The sequence below is a fragment of the Chromobacterium violaceum ATCC 12472 genome, assembly GCF_000007705.1.
GTDB lineage: Bacteria > Pseudomonadota > Gammaproteobacteria > Burkholderiales > Chromobacteriaceae > Chromobacterium > Chromobacterium violaceum.
In genome coordinates this window covers 1,613,901-1,632,079 of record NC_005085.1, presented here as the reverse complement: position 1 = coordinate 1,632,079, position 18,179 = coordinate 1,613,901, and the positions used below count along the sequence as shown (strand labels likewise).

At 68.5% G+C, this 18,179-nt stretch carries 14 protein-coding genes; 8 read left to right on the top strand and 6 right to left on the bottom strand.

Annotated elements, in window-relative coordinates; translation table 11 throughout:
• The first annotated feature begins 47 nt into the window (after positions 1 to 47).
• Positions 48 to 1,553 (top strand): methyl-accepting chemotaxis protein, encoded by a 1,506-nt coding sequence (locus CV_RS07425; protein ID WP_043595775.1) that lies wholly within the window; start codon positions 48 to 50, stop codon positions 1,551 to 1,553.
• Positions 1,554 to 1,565: 12 nt separating this feature from the next.
• Here CV_RS07425 and CV_RS07420 read toward each other — a convergent pair whose 3' ends face one another.
• The 3 genes from CV_RS07420 to CV_RS07410 are packed head-to-tail and all read right to left on the bottom strand — an operon-like array spanning position 1,566 to position 4,827.
• Positions 1,566 to 2,234 (bottom strand): response regulator, encoded by a 669-nt coding sequence (locus tag CV_RS07420; RefSeq protein WP_217806397.1) that lies wholly within the window; start codon positions 2,232 to 2,234, stop codon positions 1,566 to 1,568.
• Complete coding sequence (locus CV_RS22090; RefSeq protein WP_011135074.1) at positions 2,201 to 3,328, bottom strand: sensor histidine kinase; 1,128 nt, start codon at positions 3,326 to 3,328, stop codon at positions 2,201 to 2,203. The genes CV_RS07420 and CV_RS22090 overlap by 34 nt, the downstream gene beginning before the upstream one ends.
• Positions 3,325 to 4,827: a sensor histidine kinase gene (locus CV_RS07410; RefSeq protein WP_147296199.1), complete on the bottom strand. Its 1,503-nt coding sequence runs from the start codon at positions 4,825 to 4,827 to the stop codon at positions 3,325 to 3,327. The genes CV_RS22090 and CV_RS07410 overlap by 4 nt, the downstream gene beginning before the upstream one ends.
• Positions 4,828 to 4,927: 100 nt before the next feature.
• On the opposite strand from CV_RS07410, the gene CV_RS07405 reads away from it, so the two are divergent.
• Entirely contained in the window at positions 4,928 to 5,587 is a 660-nt protein-coding gene (locus CV_RS07405; RefSeq protein WP_080508947.1) for a hypothetical protein, read from the top strand.
• A 57-nt stretch (positions 5,588 to 5,644) separates the two neighbouring features.
• On the opposite strand, the gene CV_RS07400 is transcribed toward CV_RS07405, so the two are convergent.
• Positions 5,645 to 6,109 carry a carboxymuconolactone decarboxylase family protein gene (locus CV_RS07400; protein ID WP_011135071.1) on the bottom strand — a complete coding sequence of 155 codons (465 nt, stop codon included), beginning with the start codon at positions 6,107 to 6,109 and terminating at the stop codon, positions 5,645 to 5,647.
• Between the two features lie 41 nt (positions 6,110 to 6,150).
• Positions 6,151 to 6,999, bottom strand: a complete 849-nt coding sequence (locus tag CV_RS07395) for an isocitrate lyase/PEP mutase family protein (RefSeq protein WP_043595771.1) — start codon at positions 6,997 to 6,999, stop codon at positions 6,151 to 6,153.
• A 95-nt stretch (positions 7,000 to 7,094) separates the two neighbouring features.
• On the opposite strand from CV_RS07395, the gene CV_RS07390 reads away from it, so the two are divergent.
• From CV_RS07390 to CV_RS07365, 6 genes are all read left to right on the top strand, one after another.
• Positions 7,095 to 8,525 carry a PLP-dependent aminotransferase family protein gene (locus CV_RS07390; protein ID WP_011135069.1) on the top strand — a complete coding sequence of 477 codons (1,431 nt, stop codon included), beginning with the start codon at positions 7,095 to 7,097 and terminating at the stop codon, positions 8,523 to 8,525.
• Positions 8,526 to 8,591: 66 nt separating this feature from the next.
• On the top strand, positions 8,592 to 12,527 hold the full coding sequence (gene hrpA / locus CV_RS07385) for an ATP-dependent RNA helicase HrpA (protein ID WP_011135068.1): 3,936 nt from the start codon (positions 8,592 to 8,594) through the stop codon (positions 12,525 to 12,527).
• 75 nt (positions 12,528 to 12,602) lie between these two features.
• Positions 12,603 to 13,742, top strand: coding sequence for an HD-GYP domain-containing protein (locus CV_RS07380; RefSeq protein WP_043595769.1), 1,140 nt, complete (start codon positions 12,603 to 12,605; stop codon positions 13,740 to 13,742).
• A gap of 100 nt (positions 13,743 to 13,842) precedes the next feature.
• Complete coding sequence (locus CV_RS07375; protein WP_043595767.1) at positions 13,843 to 15,303, top strand: alkaline phosphatase; 1,461 nt, start codon at positions 13,843 to 13,845, stop codon at positions 15,301 to 15,303.
• A gap of 14 nt (positions 15,304 to 15,317) precedes the next feature.
• Entirely contained in the window at positions 15,318 to 16,676 is a 1,359-nt protein-coding gene (locus tag CV_RS07370; RefSeq protein WP_043597572.1) for an alkaline phosphatase, read from the top strand.
• A gap of 52 nt (positions 16,677 to 16,728) precedes the next feature.
• Positions 16,729 to 17,370 (top strand): hypothetical protein, encoded by a 642-nt coding sequence (locus CV_RS07365; RefSeq protein ID WP_011135064.1) that lies wholly within the window; start codon positions 16,729 to 16,731, stop codon positions 17,368 to 17,370.
• Here CV_RS07365 and CV_RS07360 read toward each other — a convergent pair.
• The gene (locus CV_RS07360) at positions 17,349 to 18,125 is read right to left on the bottom strand and encodes an AraC family transcriptional regulator (protein ID WP_011135063.1); all 777 of its coding nucleotides are present in this window, start codon (positions 18,123 to 18,125) and stop codon (positions 17,349 to 17,351) included. The two genes, CV_RS07365 and CV_RS07360, sit on opposite strands and share 22 nt — an antisense overlap.
• Positions 18,126 to 18,179 lie beyond the last annotated feature (54 nt).

Genomic DNA, 18,179 nt, shown 5'->3' with positions numbered 1-18,179 from the left:
TACAAATCAGCGCGCTTTGCAAACGGAACATCCTTGGAGGGGAATCCATGTCGATACAGGCCATCACCGAATGGTTCATCCCGGACCACGTCCGGCAGATTCCGGAACAGGCGATACGCGCGCGCACCGTGGTGGGCGTCGGCTTGCTGGCCGGCCTGATGGCGCCCTTGTTCGCCGTCGAATACCTGATGCTGGGCCACTATCCGATGGCCGAGGGCATCGCGCTGGGCGGGCTGGGGCTGCTGTGCGGCCCGCTGCTGCTGCGCCTCAGCGGCGCGGTGCGCGTCACCGCCGAATTCATCACCAGCTGCATGTACGCGATGGTGTGCTGGATGGTGTTCGTCAACGGCGGCATCCTGTCCACCAGCCTGATGTGGTTCGCCGCCATTCCCTTCACCGCCGTCTTCATCGCCACCCGCCGCTCCGGCATGTTCTGGCTGGCGATGTCGCTGGCCGCCGTCGGCATCGTCATGTGGCTGTCCGGCATCGACGCGCTGCCCAAGAGCCCGCTGCCGCGCGAGGCGCTGCCCAAGCTGCAGGCCAAGTCGCTGGCCGGCCTGTCGCTGGTGGTGCTGGTGCTGGCGCTGGCCTTCGACAAGGCCAAGAGCAAGAGCTTCGCTAAGCTGGAAACCGCGCGCGCCGAGGCCGAGCGCGCCGGCGAGGCGCTGGCGCGGATGATGGAGCAGATCGGCCATTCGATCCGCGACGCCTCCGGCGCCAGCCGCCAGATCGCCGACAGCACCGGCAGCATGGCGCGCACCATGGCCGAGCAGCGCGAACGCTCCGAGGACATGGTGGTGGTGGCGCAGCAGATGGCGGTGGTCACCAGCCAGAACGCCGAGCAATCGACCGCCGCCACGCTGCTGGCGCAGAATTCCGGCGAAGCCGCGCGCGAAGGCGGCAAGGCGATGAACCAAGCGGTGGAACAGCTGGGCCGCGCCGGCGAAGTGATAGGCCACGCCTCGAACCGGCTGGAGGACCTGGGCCAGCGCAGCGCCGAGGTCAGCGGCATCGTGCAGCTGATACGCGACATCGCCGACCAGACCAATCTGTTGGCCTTGAACGCCGCGATCGAAGCCGCGCGCGCCGGCGAAACCGGCCGCGGCTTCGCGGTGGTGGCCGACGAGGTGAGAAAACTGGCCGAGCGCACCCAGAACGCCACCAAGGACATCGAGAGCAAGATCCGGGTGATCGTCGACGGCACCAACCAGGCGCTGGTGGCGATGCGCGACGGCAACCAGCAGATGCGCGCCGGCCGCGACCACGCGCAGGAAGCGCAGCGCAAGCTGGCCGGAATCATTGACGGCGCCGGCGAGCTGGCCGGCCTGCTGCAGCAGGTGTCCCAGGCCGAGGCCAGCCAGAACCAGGGCTTCTCCCAGTTCGCCGGCGACATCGTCGCCGTCGGCGAATCCAGCCGCAGCCTGTCCGGCGAAACCCACAACATCGCCGAGGCGGTGCGCCGGCTGGACGAGCAGATGGACAAGCTGCACCAGGCGATAAGCCGCCAGGAGACGCCCTCGGCCGATGCCAGGCGCGAACCCGCCTGGCGCTGAGGCGGGCTCGGCTCAGATGTAGCCGAGCTCCAGCCCGCGCAGCACCGCGCGCACCCGGTCGCGCACGCCGAGCTTGGACAGGATGCTGGAGACGTGATTCTTGATCGTGCCCTCGCTCGGCCCCAGCGCGTCGGCGATCTCGCGGTTGTTGAAGCCGCCGGCCATCAGGGCCAGCACTTCCACCTCGCGGCCGGTCAGCCGCTCCGGCAGGTCCAACTTCGGAAAATCGCCGCAGCCGCGCACGCCGTCCAGCACCCGCTCGGTCAAGCCCGGGCGGAACAGGGTCTCCCCCGCCGCGGCCCGCCTCACCGCGTCGGCCAGCCGCTCCAGCGAGATATCCTTCAACAGAAAGCCGCGCGCGCCAACGCGCATGCCGGCCAGCAAGGCCTCGTCGTCGTCGAAGGTAGTCAGCAGGATGGTGGGCGGCAGGCATCCCCTGTCGTTCAACGCGCGCAGCAGGTCGATGCCCGACATGCCGGGCATCCTCACATCCAGCAGCAGCACATCGGGCCGGACGCCAGCCAGCCGCTCCAGCGCCTCGGCGCCGTCGGCGGCCTCCAGCACCACCTGGATGTCGCCGGTCAATTCCAGCAGGCCGCGCACGCCGCTGCGCACCAGCGCCTGATCGTCCACCACGCCGACGCGGATCACGCTCCGACCTCCCGGAATACCTTGGTCCATGCCTCGTCCTTTCCATCCAGATAGTCCAAGCTCAGCGCCGCGCCGCCGTCATCCGTGCCGGACAGGCGCAGCCTGACTGGGCGATCGCCCACGGCGTCCAATCCTTCCCTCGCCGCCGCGAACACCCGCCAAGCCAGCTCGTCCGACGCCGCCAGCGGCGCGATGTCGGCCGCTATCCGCCTCCCCTCGCACAGGCGGCGCAGCACGGCCTCCAAGGGCGCGGCCCTGCCGCTGCGCTCCGCGCCGACCATGGATCTCACCTCAGCCAGCAACTGCCGCGCCGCCTGCCGGGCCTCCCGCAACGGCGGTTCCGCCTCGCCTGCGCCGCGCCTCAGCATCAGCTCCAATTGCAGATTGAGAGCCGAAAGATGATGGCCCAGGCCGTCGTGCAGCTCGCGCGCGACGCGCAAGCGTTCGCCGTTGCCGGCGGCGGCGGCCAGCAATTGCCGCGCGGCCAGCAAGCTGGCATGGGTGGCTTCCAGCCTTTCCCGCCGCCGCCGCTCGGCCGCGCCCAGGCAGCCGACGCCAAACGTCAGCAGCTGAAAACCGCCGCCCAGCGCCGCGTCCAGCCACAATTGGCCCCGCCGCCGCTCCAGCGGCGGGGCCTGGACCTCGGAGCCGCTGACATTGCAAACCAGCTCGCTCTCGTCCAGCCGCTGCGCCTGCCAGGCGCAAGCCAGCGCCATCAAGGCCAGCTGCGCGCCCAGCGTCATGCAGGCAGCCCGCCAGGACAACAGCAGCGCCAGCTCGGCCGCAGTCAGGTACAGCAGCTTGTCGTCGATCAGCAGCGCCAGCGCGATCTGGCCCGCCAGCAGGACAGCTCTCGCCGCCGGCCGCGGTGTCTGCTCGCCCGCGGCGGCGCAGCGCCACAGCATCCAGCCGAATCCGGCGAAGCCCAGCCCATAGGCCGCCTGCGCCATCCACGGCTCCGCCTCCGGCCCCAGCAACAACAGCAGGCGCAGGTGCAGATGGGAAAAGCCCTCCTGGCCCAGCCATGCCAGCGGCAGCGCTTGCCGCAGCCACAGCGCCAGACAGGACAGCAGCGAGACCGCGCGAAACAGCCCCAGCGGCGATGGCGGCGCGTCCCGTCTCATCGCTCGCCTCCCACCAGCGGCAGCCAGACGCGCAGGCAGCAGCCGCCCGCCTGCGGCGACAGGATGTCCAGCGTGCCGCCCCGGCCCTCCACCCGCTCGCGCATGCCGGCCAGGCCATGGCCGCTCCGTTCCGCCGCAGCCGCATCCAGCCCGCGGCCGTTGTCGCTGACCGTGACCACCACGCCGCCGCGCGCAGGCTCCAGCCTCACTGCGGCCCGCGCGGCGCCGGAATGGCGCAAGGCATTGCTCAAGGCCTCCTGCACGCAACGGAAAACCGCATGGGCCAGCGCCGGCTCGTCCAGGATCAGCCCGTCGGCGATGTCCAGCCTGACTGCCGGCGACGGAATGCCGCGGCACAGCGTGGTCAGCGCGCCGGGCAAATCGAACGGGACAGCCGCTTCCGGCCGGCCGGCGGCGCGCAGCTCCTCGCCCAGCAGCCGCGCCGCTTCGCAAGCGGCGTCGATGTCGCCGTCCGCCGCGTCTCCCGGCTTCGCCCTGAGCAGGCGCAACTGCAGCTGCAAGCCCGCCAGCTGATCCGCCGCCAGCAGCCTCAGGCCATCGGCGATCCTGGCGCGTTCGGCGCCGCGCACCGCCTCGGTCAGCAGCAGTTGGGTGGCCTGCAGCTCGGCGTTGGCGGCTTCCTGCCGCCGGCTGCCGCGCCGCGCCTCGGCCCAGCCGTAGCCGACGCAAAAAGCGAAGGCCTGGAACACCAACCCTTGCAGCCAATCCAGCGCCGCCATGGCCCAGAACGGCGGCGGCAAGGCGCCTGGCAGATTGCAGGCCGGATGGCCGTCGCCTACCCGCGCCAAATAAGGCAGCAGCGCCGCATCGATCAGCGCGGCCTGCAGCAAGGCCCCCGCCGCCGCCGCGCGCCACGGCCACAGAAAAGCCAGCTCCGCCGCCACCAGATAGCCGAGGCCGGGTTCGGTCCATGCCTCCAGCGCGGCGGCGATCAGCATCTGCGCCGCCAGCCACGGCCACCAGCGCGCCGGCAGCCCCTCGTCGCGCAGGCAGCGCCAAAGCGCCAGCATGAACAGCGCGATCAGGCCGGCGAACACCAGCAACGCCGCGTCCGGCAAAGCCAGCCAGCCGGAAAAGGCGCGCGCCAGCCGCGCCGGCCACAGCCAGGCATCGGCCTGTGCGTTCAACAGCGGCGCGGGCGCTTGCGCGAGGTCGATCGAGCCGGCTGCCAGCATCAACAGGCAGGCCAGCAACAGGGCGCGGCGAAACAGGCCGGGACGGAGCACCGCGGCATTGAGAAAGGCGGACATCGAATCGGCATTCCTGCGCATGAAAAGGATCAGCGCGGCCAGGGCCGCGCAGCAGCCGACAGCGTAGCACAAGGCCAGACCGATGCCGCCGGCATCCCTTCCCATTTCCCACCCGGCGCGCGCCAGCGGGCGCGCCGCCCATCTCAAGCCATCCAGCATGCTGGCCTCCCGTCTCCACCCGGCCAAGCATGCCGCCTCGCCGATCGGCCCGACAGTGCCGTTAGTCATGTCCGCCGCTTCTATCTTCCGGCACATGCGCGCCCCGCGCCGGCCCGCCGACAATGCGGCATCCGGCCACACGGCCATCCACCCGAGAAAGGACGACAAGATGAAACGGCATTCCGCCCTGGCCGCCTTGGCCCTGCTGTCGCTGTACCTTCCCGCCGCCCGCGCCGCCGATAGCTTCGGCTACGGCAAGATCGGCACCGGCGCCGAACTGGGCGTCGGCTACGCGCTGAGCGACGATCTGGACTTCCGCGTCGGCATCGCCGATACCTTCCGCTACCGGCAGGACAAGAGCCTGGACGGCTCGTCCTATCAGCTGAAATCCCGGGCCAACCCCGGGCTGGCGGCCAGCCTGGACTGGCGGCCGGCGCGCGGCAGCGGCTTCCGCCTGACCGGCGGACTGCTGCTGTCCGGCAAGCCGCGGGACGATCTGGCGTTTTCCGCCAACGGCGCGGGCAACTACACCCTAAACGGCAACGCCTACGCCGCATCGGCCGTGGGTCCGTTGAGCGGCAAGGTGGAATATCGGCAATTGGGCGCCTATCTGGGCGCGGGCTGGGATTTCACGCTGCCGGAGGCGCCTCGCTGGCGCGTCACCACGGATCTGGGCGCGCAGCTGCGCTTCGGCGGCAAAACCACGTTGAATCCGGCCGGCGGCATCGCCGCGGCGGACCTGGCCGCGGCGCAGCAGAAGCTGGACCACGACCTGGGCGGCACCCGCTTCCGACTCAGCGCAGGCGTGGGCTTGAGTTACGCGTTCTGACGCGGAAAAGGCCTGCGCCGCGGATGGCGCAGGCCTCTTTACCCGGCCAGCCGGGTTTCAGAGCGCGTACTGGCCCGGCTGGTAGCCGCCCGCCGGCGTGCCGCAGCCGATGGAAATGCGGTTCCAGCCATTGATCGCGACGATGGTCCAGGTCAGGTCGACGATTTGCTTGTCGTCGAAATGGCGCGCCAGCTCGGTCCGCAGCGCTTCTTCCGGATGCCCGGACGCCACCCGCGTCAGCGCCTCGGCCCAGGCCAGGGCGGCGCGCTCGCGCTCGGTGTAGCACGGCGCCTCGCGCCAGGCCGACAGCAGGTATAGGCGCTGTTCGGTTTCGCCGGCGGCGCGCGCGTCCTTGGTATGCATGTCTATGCAGAAGGCGCAGCCGTTCAGTTGCGACACGCGGGTCTTCACCAGCTCGAGCAGGGCATGGTCGAGGCCGCAGCCGCGGATGTAGCGCTCCAGCCCAGCCTGGGCCTGGTAGCCTTGCGGCGCTAGCGTCGGGTAATCGATGAAACGGGACATATCAGTGCTCCTGTAAAAAAAATTCTGAGTAGGGATGGGTGTCATCCGCGCGGCGCGAACAGCGCCTGGGCGTCGGCGTAGCCCAGCGGCGTTCTCAACGCCGACAAATCGCCCGCGTCATGCAGCGCCGCTGCCGTCTGTTTCAATGCCTGCATCGCCACCAGCGCCGGGCCGATGGCGGTGCTGACGCGCGCCACGCCGAGCGCCGCCAGCTCCGACAAGCCGGGCAGGCCCGGCATCGCGGCGGCATTGACCGGCGCCGGCACCGCCCCGCACAGCCGCGCCAGCAAAGCGGGATCGGTCAGGCCGATGGGAAAGACGCCATCGGCGCCGCTGTCCAGATATAGCCGGGCCCGCGCCAGCGTCTCGTCGAAGCGGGCCTCGGCCGGACCTTCGCCGTGCAGGAACAGGTCGCTGCGGGCATTGATGAAGATCGGCACCTCCAGCGCGTCGGCGGCGGCGCGGGCGGCTTGCAGGCGGGCGCGCATCTCGTCCGCGTCGCGCAAGGAGAAGCGCCCTTCGGCGTCGTAGCGGCCATCCTCCAGATTGACGCCGACCGCGCCGGCGCGGATCACCGCGGCGACGGTTTCCCCCACCGCGGCCGGCGTATCGCCGAAACCGTCTTCAAGGTCGACGCTCAGCGGCGCCTGCAGCACCCTGGAGATGCGGGCGACGGCGGCCAGCAGCGCCTCGCGCGGCAGTTCGCCGCCGTCGCGGTAGCCAAGCGACCACGCCACCGCGGCGCTGCTGGTGGCCAAGGCGGGAAATCCGGCCTGCTCGAACACCCGGGCGCTCAATGCGTCCCAGACAGTCGGCAACAGCAGCGGCCGCTCGTCCTGATGCAGGCGGCGGAAGGTCCGGGCGCGGGATACGGCGTCGTGATGATCCATTGTCATTCCTTGTCGGTCGGCGGTTTGGCTTCCCGGCAAGATACCGGCGGCATGGTACAATGATGAGAGCCAAAAATCGTCAAAACCAATAGGCCATGATTCCCTCCGCGTTCCAGTTCCCCTTGCTGCGCGAGCACGCGCCGCCGCTGCACCGGCAGCTTTACCTGCGCATCCGCGAAGCCATCCTGGCCGGCCAGCTGCCGCCGGGCGCCCGCCTGCCGGCCACGCGGGTGCTGGCCGCCGATCTGGGCGTCTCGCGCGGCACCGTCGACCAGGCTTACGGCCAACTGCTGGCGGAGGGCTTTCTGCTCAGCCGCGCCGCCGCCGGCACCGTGATCCATCCCGAACTGGCCTCCCGTCTTGGCAGCCCGCCGGTTCGCCACGACTCCGCGCCCGGTCCCCGGCAAATCCGGACGGGCGCGCCAGAAGCGGACCTGCCACCGCCCTTCCAGCTGGGCCTGCCCGCGCTGGACGCCTTCCCGCGCAAGCTGTGGGCGCGGCTGGCCGGCCGCCGCGCCAGGGCCTTGCCGTTGTCCGGGCTGAATTATCCCGATGCGGCCGGCTATCCGCCGCTGCGCGAGGCCATCGTCCGCCACCTGGCCTTGTTCCGCGGCATTCAGTGCTCCGCTGATCAGGTATTCATCACCAGCGGCTTCCAAGGCGCGCTGGCGCTGGCGATGCGAACCCTGCTGCGCCCTGGCGACCCGGTCTGGATGGAGGATCCGGGCTATTTCCGCGCCAGCGGCGCGCTGAGGCTGGGCGGCGCCACGCTGGTGCCGGCGCCGGTGGACCGGAACGGGCTGCGCGTGGACGAGGCGATGCGGCGCGCGCCTCACGCGCGGATGGCCTACTGCACGCCGTCGCACCACGCCCCGCTAGGCGTCGCCCTGTCGCTGCCGCGCCGGCTCGAGCTGCTGGGCTGGGCGGAAAAACAGCAGGCCTGGATCGTCGAGGACGACTACGACGGCGAATTCCGCTACCACGGCCCGCCGCTGCCCGCGCTGCGCAGCCTGGATCGCGCCGGACGGGTGCTTTACGTCGGCAGCTTCAGCAAAACCTTGTTTCCCGGACTGCGCCTGGGCTATCTGGTGGCGCCGGCCAGCGAAGCTCCCCGCTTCGCCCAGGCCTGCGATCTGCTCTCCCCCGCGCCGTCCATCCAGGACCAGGCGACGACGGCCGACTTCCTGAGCCAGGGCCACTTCGCCCGCCACATCAAGCGGATGCGCGCGCTCTACGCCCAGCGCCGCGCCGCGCTGGCCGCCGCCTTGCAGGCGGAATGCGGCGATCGGCTGCGGCTGGACGGCCAGCCGGTAGGCCTGCAAGTCACCGTCTGGCTGCCGGACGGCGAAGACGACCGCGCCGTCGCCGCGCGCCTGCAAGCCAAGGGATTGGCGGGCCAGCCGCTGTCCGCCTTCTGCCTGGAAGGCGGCCATCCTCCCGCGCTGCTGCTCGGCTTCGCCAATGTGCCGGCCGAGCGCGCGCCCGCGCTGGCGCGGCGGTTCAGGGAGGCGCTGGACGCGCGCTAGCCATGGGCCTAAGCGGCTTCTGCTATAATCGCCCACTCCTCATTCATCATCGTTCTTTGACGCCGCATGACCACCGCCCCGCTTCTGGCCGAACTCAAGGCCGCCCTGACCTCCTGCCTGATCCGCGACCGCCACATCCTGCGCCGCAAGCTCGCCGACGCCGCCGAGCGGCAAAAGAGGCAACAGCCCGTCGACAAGCTGCTTTCAGACATCGCCAGCCAGGTGGAGCGCTCGCGCGGCCGCGCCGACGCGCGCCGGGCGCATCTGCCGAAGCCCAGCTTCGACGACGCGCTGCCGGTCAACCAGAAACTGGACGACATCAAGAGCGCGATCGACAAGAACCAGGTGGTGATCATCTGCGGCGAGACCGGCTCCGGCAAAACCACGCAGATTCCCAAGATCTGCCTGGAGCTGGGCCGGGGCGTGTTCGGCCTGATCGGCCACACCCAGCCGCGCCGGCTGGCCGCGCGCTCGGTGGCGACGCGCATCGCGCAGGAGCTGGGATCGCAACTGGGCGAGCACGTCGGCTTCAAGGTGCGCTTCACAGATAAATTGTCGGAAAAGTCGGTGATCAAGCTGATGACGGACGGCATCATGCTGGCGGAGACGCAGACCGACCGTTATCTGGAAGCCTACGACACCATCATCATCGACGAGGCGCACGAGCGCAGCCTGAACATCGATTTCCTGCTGGGCTACCTGAAGCAGCTGCTGCCGCGCCGGCCGGACCTGAAAGTCATCATCACCTCCGCCACCATCGACGCCGACCGCTTCGCCCGCCACTTCGACGGCGCGCCGGTGATCGAAGTCTCCGGCCGCACCTTCCCGGTGGAAGTGCGCTACCGGCCGCTGAAGCAACGTGACGAAGACGAGCGCGAGATGGAGATGGAGGACGCCATCGTCGACGCGGCGGACGAGCTGTCGCGCCAGGGCCCCGGCGACATGCTGGTCTTCCTGCCCGGCGAGCGCGAGATCCGCGAAACGGCGGAAAAACTGCGCAAGTCCGGCATCCGCGGCTACGAAATCCTGCCCTTGTTCGCGCGCCTGTCCAACGAGGACCAGCAAAAGATCTTCAAGCCGTCCGGCGGCCGCCGCATCGTGCTGGCCACAAACGTGGCCGAAACCTCGCTGACCGTGCCCGGCATCAAGTACGTGATCGACACCGGCCTGGCCCGCATCAACCGCTACAGCCCGCGCGCCAAGGTGGAGCAGCTGCAAGTGGAAAAGATTTCGCAGGCGGCCGCCCGCCAGCGCGCCGGCCGTTGCGGCCGCGTGGAGTCCGGCATCTGCGTGCGCCTGTACGCCGAGGACGATTTCAACGCCCGCCCGGCCTTCACCGATCCGGAAATCGTCCGCTCCAACCTGGCGGCGGTGATCCTGCGCATGGCCGCGCTGCGCCTGGGCAAAGTGGATGCCTTCCCCTTCCTGGAAGCGCCGTCCAGCCGCCTGATCGCCGACGGCTACCAGGTGCTGACCGAGCTGGCCGCGGTGGACGACAAGGGTGAGTTGACCGCCGTCGGCAAGGAGCTGGCGCGCATTCCGGTGGACCCGAAAGTGGGCCGACTCATGCTGGCCGGCCGCGACTACCACTGCGCGCGCGAGGTGCTGATCATCGCCGCCGCCTTGAGCATCCAGGACCCGCGCGAGCGGCCGTTCGAAGCGCGCGACGCCGCGGAAAAAGCCCAGGCGCGCTTCAACGACGAGAAATCGGACTTCCTGTCCTTCCTGCACCTGTGGGACTTCTTCGCCGACGCGCTGAAACACAAGAAATCCAACCGCCAGCTCGTCAGCGCCTGCCACGACCACTTCCTGTCTTATTTGCGCATGCGCGAGTGGCGCGAACTGCACGCGCAGTTGGCGGAGATCGCCAGCGAGCTGGGCCTGATCACCCGCGACGAAGCCCATGCCGACGCCGAACAACCCGACGCGCAGATGACGCAGAAAAAGCGCCAGCAAGTGGATGCCGTCGCCTACGAAAACCTGCACAAGGCGCTGATCACCGGCCTGATCGGCAATATCGGCATGAAGAACCAGGAAGGGGACGACTACCAGGGCGCGCGCGGCGTCGCCTTCCACGTTTTCCCCGGCTCCGGCCTGAAAAAGACCAAGCCCAAGTGGCTGGTGGCGGCCGAGCTGGTGGAAACCACCCGCCTCTACGCCCGCTGCGTAGCCAAGATCGAGCCGGAATGGGTGGAAAAGCTGGCGCCGCACTTGGTGAAATACCACTACTTCGAGCCGCACTGGGAAAAGAGCCGCGGCGAAGTCGTCGCCAGCGAACGCGTGACGCTGTACGGCCTGACGTTGATCCCGCGCCGCGCGGTCAGCTACGGCCGCATCGCGCCGGAGGAGGCCCGCGAGCTGTTCATCCGCGGCGCGCTGGTCAATATGGAATACGTCAGCAACGCGCCCTTCTTCCAGCGCAACCAGCAGCTGATCCGCGAAGTGGAGCAGTTGGAACACAAGGCGCGCCGCCAGGACGTGCTGGTGGACGAGGAGGCGCTGTACGCCTTTTACAGCGAGCGCATCCCTGCCGGCGTCGTCGATGCCGCCAGCTTCGAAGCCTGGCGCAAGGAGGCGGAAAAATCCGAGCCCAAGCTCTTGCACCTGACCCGCGAAGAACTGATGCGCCACGCCGCCCAGCACGTGACGGAAAACCAGTTCCCGGAATGGCTGGAGCTGGAGGACGGCAAGCTGAAGCTGCGCTACCGCTTCGAGCCTAAACATCCTTTGGACGGCGTCACCCTGGACGTGCCGCTGGCCATCCTCAACCGCCTGCAGCCGGCACCGTTTGAATGGCTGGTGCCGGGCATGATCCGCGACAAGCTGCAGCAGCTGATCAAGGGCCTGCCCAAGCAGATCCGCCGCTGCTGCGTGCCGGTGCCGGACTTCGTCACCCGTTTCCTGCTGAGCAATCCGGACCAGCAGCAGCCCATCGCGCCGCAGCTGGCGCGCTTCATCCTGCGCGAGACCGGCGGCGTCAAGGTGGACATCGACGAATTCAATACGCAGGAATTGCCGGAACACATGCTGTTCAACTTCCGCGTCATCGACGACGGCAAGCAGGAAATCGGCATGGGCCGCGACCTGATCGCGCTGCAAAAGCAGTTCGGCCAGGCGGCGCAGCTGACCTTCCGCGACACCAGCGCCGAATTCGAGCGCGACGATGTCAAGACCTGGGACTTCGGCGAGCTGCCGGAGAGCATCCAATTCGCCCGCGGCCGCCAGCAGCTCACCGGCTACCCGGCGCTGACGCTGGAGGAAGACCGCGTCGCCATCCGCCTGTTCGACACCCAGCAGGTCGCCGAGCGCCACCATCGCCAGGGCGTGGTGAAGCTGCTGCAGCTGCAGCTGAAGGAGCAGATGAAGCAACTGGGCAAAGGCCTGCCCGGCATGACGCAGATCGCCCTGCAGCTGCGCGCGGTGGCCAACGCCGACGACCTGCTCGCCGACGCCATCGCCGCCATCTGCGACCGCGCCTTCATCGGCGAGGACGCGCTGCCGCGCAATGAAAAAGCGTTCAACGACCAGAAAAACCGCGCCCGCACCCGGCTGCCGGCGGTGATCCAGGCGGTGGCCCAGTACCTGCAGCAAATCTCGGCCGAGTACGTGCCGCTGTCGCAAAAAATCCAGAAGCATAAGCTGGGCCATGAGCTAAAACAGCAAATGGACAAGCTGGTCTACAAAGGCTTCCTGGCCGCCACGCCGTGGAGCCAGCTGCCCCACCTGCCGCGCTATATGAAGGCGATGAGCATGCGGATGGACAAGCAGCCGGCCAATCCCCAGCGCGACGGCCAGCGCGGCGCGGAAATCCGCGAACTGTGGCAGCGCTGGGAACAGCGCGTGGCGGAACAGCAGGAACAGGGGGACGCGGCGCCGGCGGTGCTGGATTTCCGCTGGATGCTGGAAGAGTTGAGAGTCAGCCTCTTCGCGCAGGAACTGAAAACGCCGTACCCGGTTTCGGTGAAGCGCTTGCAGAAGGTCTGGAGCGAGCTGCCGCGATAGTCGAGATGGGGATGCGGCCTGCCATGACATTGAATTATCATGCTGTGAATTTTCACGTCGCAAGCGACTATCGACATGACCGTTGATTCAAGCAAGAAACAGACTAAGGTCTCCTCATCGATGCTGTCCATCGGCAAGGAATTGCCGGTGGACGTCTATTCCAAGAGCGGCTTCCTGCTGCTCAAGCGCGGCCATTACGTGCTGACGCCCGAGCAGAAGCAGAAACTCGTCACCCTGGGCTTCGCCGAAGCCAAGGCCGAAGCCCGGGCGGTGGAAAAGCCCAATATCAACGACAGCAAGAAGCCGTCGCTGTTCGAGGACATCGCCTTTCTGCAGCAGCGGGTGCGCAGCGCGCTGCATCACGCGCTGGTCACCCGCAACTTCGAAGCCAAGGTGATGGAGATCGCCCAGTCGCTGATCCAGCTGGCGGAAAAACATCCGGACGCGCTGATCGCCTCCATCTTCCTGGTGCCGTTTTCCGAATACAGCGTCGCCCACTCGATGCACGCGGCGGCGTTGCTGTCCATTCTCACCCGCCACATCGCGCTGCCGCCCAGCCACCGCGAAACGCTGATCTGCGCGGCGCTGACGATGAACATCTCGCAGGTGGAGCTGCAGAACGAGCTGTTCGGCCAGGCAGCCCGCCTCGACGACGGCCAGCGCCAGGCGGTGCTCGATCACCCGATCATGAGCTCCGCCATCCTGCGCGAAGCCGGCGTGGAAGACCAGCTGTGGCACACGCTGGTGCAGACCCATCACGAATCCTGGCGCGGCAACGGCTATCCCTTCGGCCTGGCCAGGGAGCAGATCCTGCCGCCCGCCCACCTGCTGCATCTGGCCGACATCACCTGCGCCAAGCTGCTGCCGCGCCGCTACCGCTCGGCCTTGCTGCCCGCCACCGCGCTGGGCCAGATCTTCCAGCGCAAGGACAAGGAGTTCGACCAGTCCTTCACCACCATGCTGGTCAGGGAGCTGGGCATCTATCCGCCGGGCAGCTTCGTCCGCCTGGCCAGCGAGGAAATCTGCGTGGTGATCTCCGCCGGCGCCAAGCCCAGCGAGCCGCTGGTGGCCGCGATACGCCGCGCCGACGGCCCGCCCTACGGCGAGCCGCTGTTGCGCGACACCAGCAAGCCCGGCCTCAAGGTCGCCGCGCCCTGCCATGCCGGCGAGGCCAAGGTGCGGGTGTCCTTCCTCGCCCACCTGTGGAAGTGCTGAGCAACGCGTTCGTCATAAAATCTTAATGCCGCCTTATTTTGGCAGAAATGCGCGGAAAATATCATCTGTGCGCATTTTTAATAAAATAAGGTATGTCGTGATGCGCACTTTCACTCTAGGCGCCGGCCTGCTGGCCGCGCTGACGCTCGCCGCGTGCAACAGCGACGGCGGCGGCAACGCCAATCGTCCCCAGGACAATGCGGAAGCCCGCCCGCCGGTCGTCACCACCGCCAAGAACGTCATCTTCTTCCTCGGCGACGGCATGGGCATCGCCACCACCACCGCCGCGCGCATCTACGCCGCCGGCGAGGATGGCGCGCTGACAATGGACACGCTGCCCGAGTCCGGCTTCGTCAAAACCTTCTCCAACGACGCCCAGGTCACCGACAGCGCGCCGTCGATGTCGGCCTACATGACCGGCGTCAAGATGAACAATGAAGTCATCTCCATGTCCACCGACACCGTGGCCAAAGCGCCGACCGCCGACCTGACCTCCGGCTGCGGCGCCGGCAACGGCAAGCCGGTGTCCACGCTGCTGGAGCTGGCCAAGGCCGGCAACCGCGCCACCGGCGTGGTCACCACCACCCGCGTCACCCACGCCACCCCGGCCGCCACCTATGCCCACGTCTGCCACCGCGACGCCGAAGCCGACATCGCCGCCCAGCTGGTGCCGGGCGGCGCGCTGTACAACGCCGCGCTGAAGGACGGCGTGGACGTGGTGTTCGGCGGCGGCCGCCAGTTCTTCCTGCCCAAGACGGCAGGCGGCAAGCGCGCCGACGGCCGCGACCTGGTGGCGGAGCTGAAGGCCAAGGGCTATGGCTACGCCGCCGACAAGGCCGCGTTCAGCGCCATCGACCCGGCCAAGACCCAGCGCGCGGTCGGCCTGTTCACCTCCAGCCACATGAGCTACGACCTGGACCGCGACCCGAACAAGGAGCCCAGCCTGGCCGAGATGACCACCAAGGCCATCGACCTGCTGGCGAATCGCAGCGGCAAGCAAGGCATGTTCCTGATGGTGGAAGGCGGCCGCATCGACCACGCGCTGCACGAAACCACCGCCAAGAAGGCGCTGCAGGACACCGTGGCCTTCGACCAGGCGATCAAGGCCGCCATCGACGCGATGCAGCAGAAGGACCCCGGCCTGAAGAACACGCTGATCGTCGTCACCGCCGACCATGACCATACCCTGGTGCTCAACGGCTATGCCAAGCGCACCGGCAAGACCGCGCCGGGCAATCCCGGCGTGCTGGGCCTGGCCAAGGACTACGTCAGCGGCAAGAACCTGACCGACGCCGACGGCATGCCCTACTCCATCATCGGCTTCGGCAACGGCGAAAACCGCGTCGCCGGCAACCGCAACGCGGCGGCGGCGCTGACCGACGACGCCGTCTCGGCCAACGACTACCACCAGGAAGCGGCGATACGGATGCCGACCGGCGGCGAAACCCACGGCGGCACCGATGTCTACATCGGCGCCATCGGCCAGGGCGCCGACAGCATCCACGGCTTTCTGGAAAACATAGAAGTGTTCGGCCTGGTCAAGAAGGCCGCCGGCCTGTGATGGAGAACGACAAGATGAAAACCGCGATGAACACCCTGCTGGCCGCCGCCGCGCTGGCCGCGCTGCCGGCCCTGCCCGCCCACGCCGCCGGCGAGGCCAAGAACGTGATCTTTTTTCTCGGCGATGGCATGGGGCCCGCCACCGTCACCGCTGCCCGCATCTACCAGTACGGCGAGGGCGGCAAGCTCGCTATGGAGAAACTTGATCGCACCGCGCGCATCAAGACCTTCTCCAACGACGCGCAGACCACCGACAGCGCGCCGTCGATGTCGGCCTATATGACCGGCGTGAAGATGAACAACGAGGTGATCTCGATGTCGTCCGACACCCGCGCCATCGAGCCCAACAGCGACGGCACCGGCAACTGCGGCAGCAATAACGGCGCGCCGGCCGCCACGCTGCTGGAGCTGGCCAAGGCCAAAGGCAAGGCCATCGGCGCGGTCACCACCACCCGCGTCACCCACGCCACGCCGGCGGCCACCTACGCCCACGTCTGCCACCGCGACGCCGAATCCGACATCATCGCCCAGGCGGTGCCCGGCGGCGCCGGCTACAACGCCAGGCTGGGCAACGGCCTCGACGTGCTGATGGGCGGCGGCAGCAAGTTCCTGCTGCCCAAAGCCAGCGGCGGCAAGCGCGGCGACGGCCGCAACCTGCTGCAGGAATTCGCCGCCAAGGGCTATCCGGTGCTGCAGACCGGCAGCGATCTGGCCGCCTTCGACGCCAAGTCGGCCAGCCGCGTGGTGGGCATCTTCGGCAAGGACCACCTGGAATACGAGCTGGACCGCGTCAAGAACAAGGTGGACCAGCCCAGCCTGGCGCAGATGACCGCGGCGGCGATAGACGTGCTGTCCAAGAACGGCAACGGCTACGTGCTGATGGTGGAAGGCGGCCGCATCGACCACGCGCTGCACGGCACCAACGCCAAGCGCGCGCTGACGGACGCCATCGCCTTCGACGACGCGATCAAGGCCGCGCTGGCCAAGGTGGACTTGAACAACACGCTGGTGGTCGTCACCGCCGACCACGACCACACCATGACCATCAACGGCTATTCCAAGCGCGGCAACCCCATCCACGACATCGCGCGCAGCTATGTGGACGGCCAGCCGGCCAAGGACGCCGACGGCGCCGTCTACACCACGCTGGTGTTCGGCAACGGCCCCAACCGCAAGCCGACCCGGGTGTCGGTGGACTCGGCCGCCGCCACCGCCGACGACTACCAGCAGGAAACCGGCATCCGCCTGTCCAGCGAGACCCACGGCGGCGGCGACGTGATGCTGATGTCCGGCGGCGCCGGCAGCAAGGGCTTCAAGGGCGTGATGGACAACACCAGGGTGTTCGGCCTGGTGAAGTCCGCGCTCGGCCTGTAATCCCCTCCCGCGCGCGGCCGCCCGGCCGCGCGTTCCGCATTGGAAGAAATCGATGAAAGTCTTGTCTCTCGCCGCGCTGGCGTTCGCCGCCCAGCAGGCGCTCGCCTCCCCGCCTGACCTGCAGGCCATCGTCCGTTACGAAACCGTCAGCCTCGGCGCCGACGGCGTCGAGAAAACCGTCCGCTACAGCGAACGCTGGGTGCGCCAGGGCGGGCATGCCTGGCGCGAGCGGCTGAACGCCGGCGCGCCGCACCGCCACGACGACGACGGCCACCAGCACCTGGATTTCGCCGCTGCCCCGCGCCATGTCTGGCGCGACGCCAAGGGCAAGCTGCAAGTGGAATTCATCCACGCGGCCAAGCGGGAAAGAATCGCGGTGGCGCCGCGCGAATGGCGCGACGCCGGCTTCGACGGCTCCTGGGCGCGCGCCAGCCAGCTGGTGGACATGGCCAAGATGCGCGGCTTCGCCAAGAAAACCGGCGGCGCGGATGTCGCGGTCTACAGCAAGGCGGGCAAGACGCTGCGCTGGAGCGAACGCTGGCAGATGCCGCTGCAAGTGTCGCTGCGCTCGGCCGACGGCCGCCAGCGCGAAACCATCGCCGTCGAGCCGCAGCCGCTGCCGGCCGGCTTCGTCCCGCCCTGGAAGCGCAGCGCCGGCTGGCCTGAGCGCGACTACCTGGATACCCTGGACTGAGCGTAGCGCGCCGGCGTCTCGCCGGTGTGCTGGCGGAAAAAGGCGATGAAGGCGCTGTCGCTGGCGAAGGCCAGCCGCTGCGCCGTCTCGCTCGCGCCCATCCCGTCCGCCAGCAGCTCCATCGCCCGCAGCAAGCGCCATTGCTGTCGCCAAGCCTGGTAGCTCATGCCGGTGTCGCGGATGAAGATGCGGCTGATGGTGCGTTCGCTCGCCCCCGCCCTGTCCGCCAGTTGATTCAGCCGCGGCGGCAGCGCGCCGCCCCGCACCCCGTCCAGCCATGAAGACAGGCGGGCATCCTTCGGAAACGGCAATCGCCAGTTCTCTCCCTTAGCCGCCAGCAATTCCTCGCCGAATACCGCCAGCAGGCTCCGCTGCCGCGCGGCCGGCTCATCCCACGGCCAGAAAGCCATCCGCTCGATCACTTCGCGCAGCAAGGGGTTGACCGCCAGCACCTGCAAGGGCGGCGCCGGGAACGGCAGCTCGGGCGCGAAATACAGCGAGCGGTAGGCGACCACGCCGCGCATCAGCGCGCGGTGCGCGGTGCCGGCCGGGATCCAGGCCGCGCGGCTGGGCGGCAGCAGGCACAGCGTGTCCGCCAGCTCGATGGTGATGCAGCCCGCGGCGGCGAACAGCAGCTGATGCCGCTGATGGCAATGGCGGCCCGAATCGTGCACGCCCATGTCGGCGGCGATGCCTATCACCGGCGCATCGAAGGCGTCGGCGTCGAATGCCTGTCCAGCCAGAATCAGAGCCACGCGTCCGATTTTCAATAGATAAAGTCCTGATCATTGTAATCAGACAAATCGGCT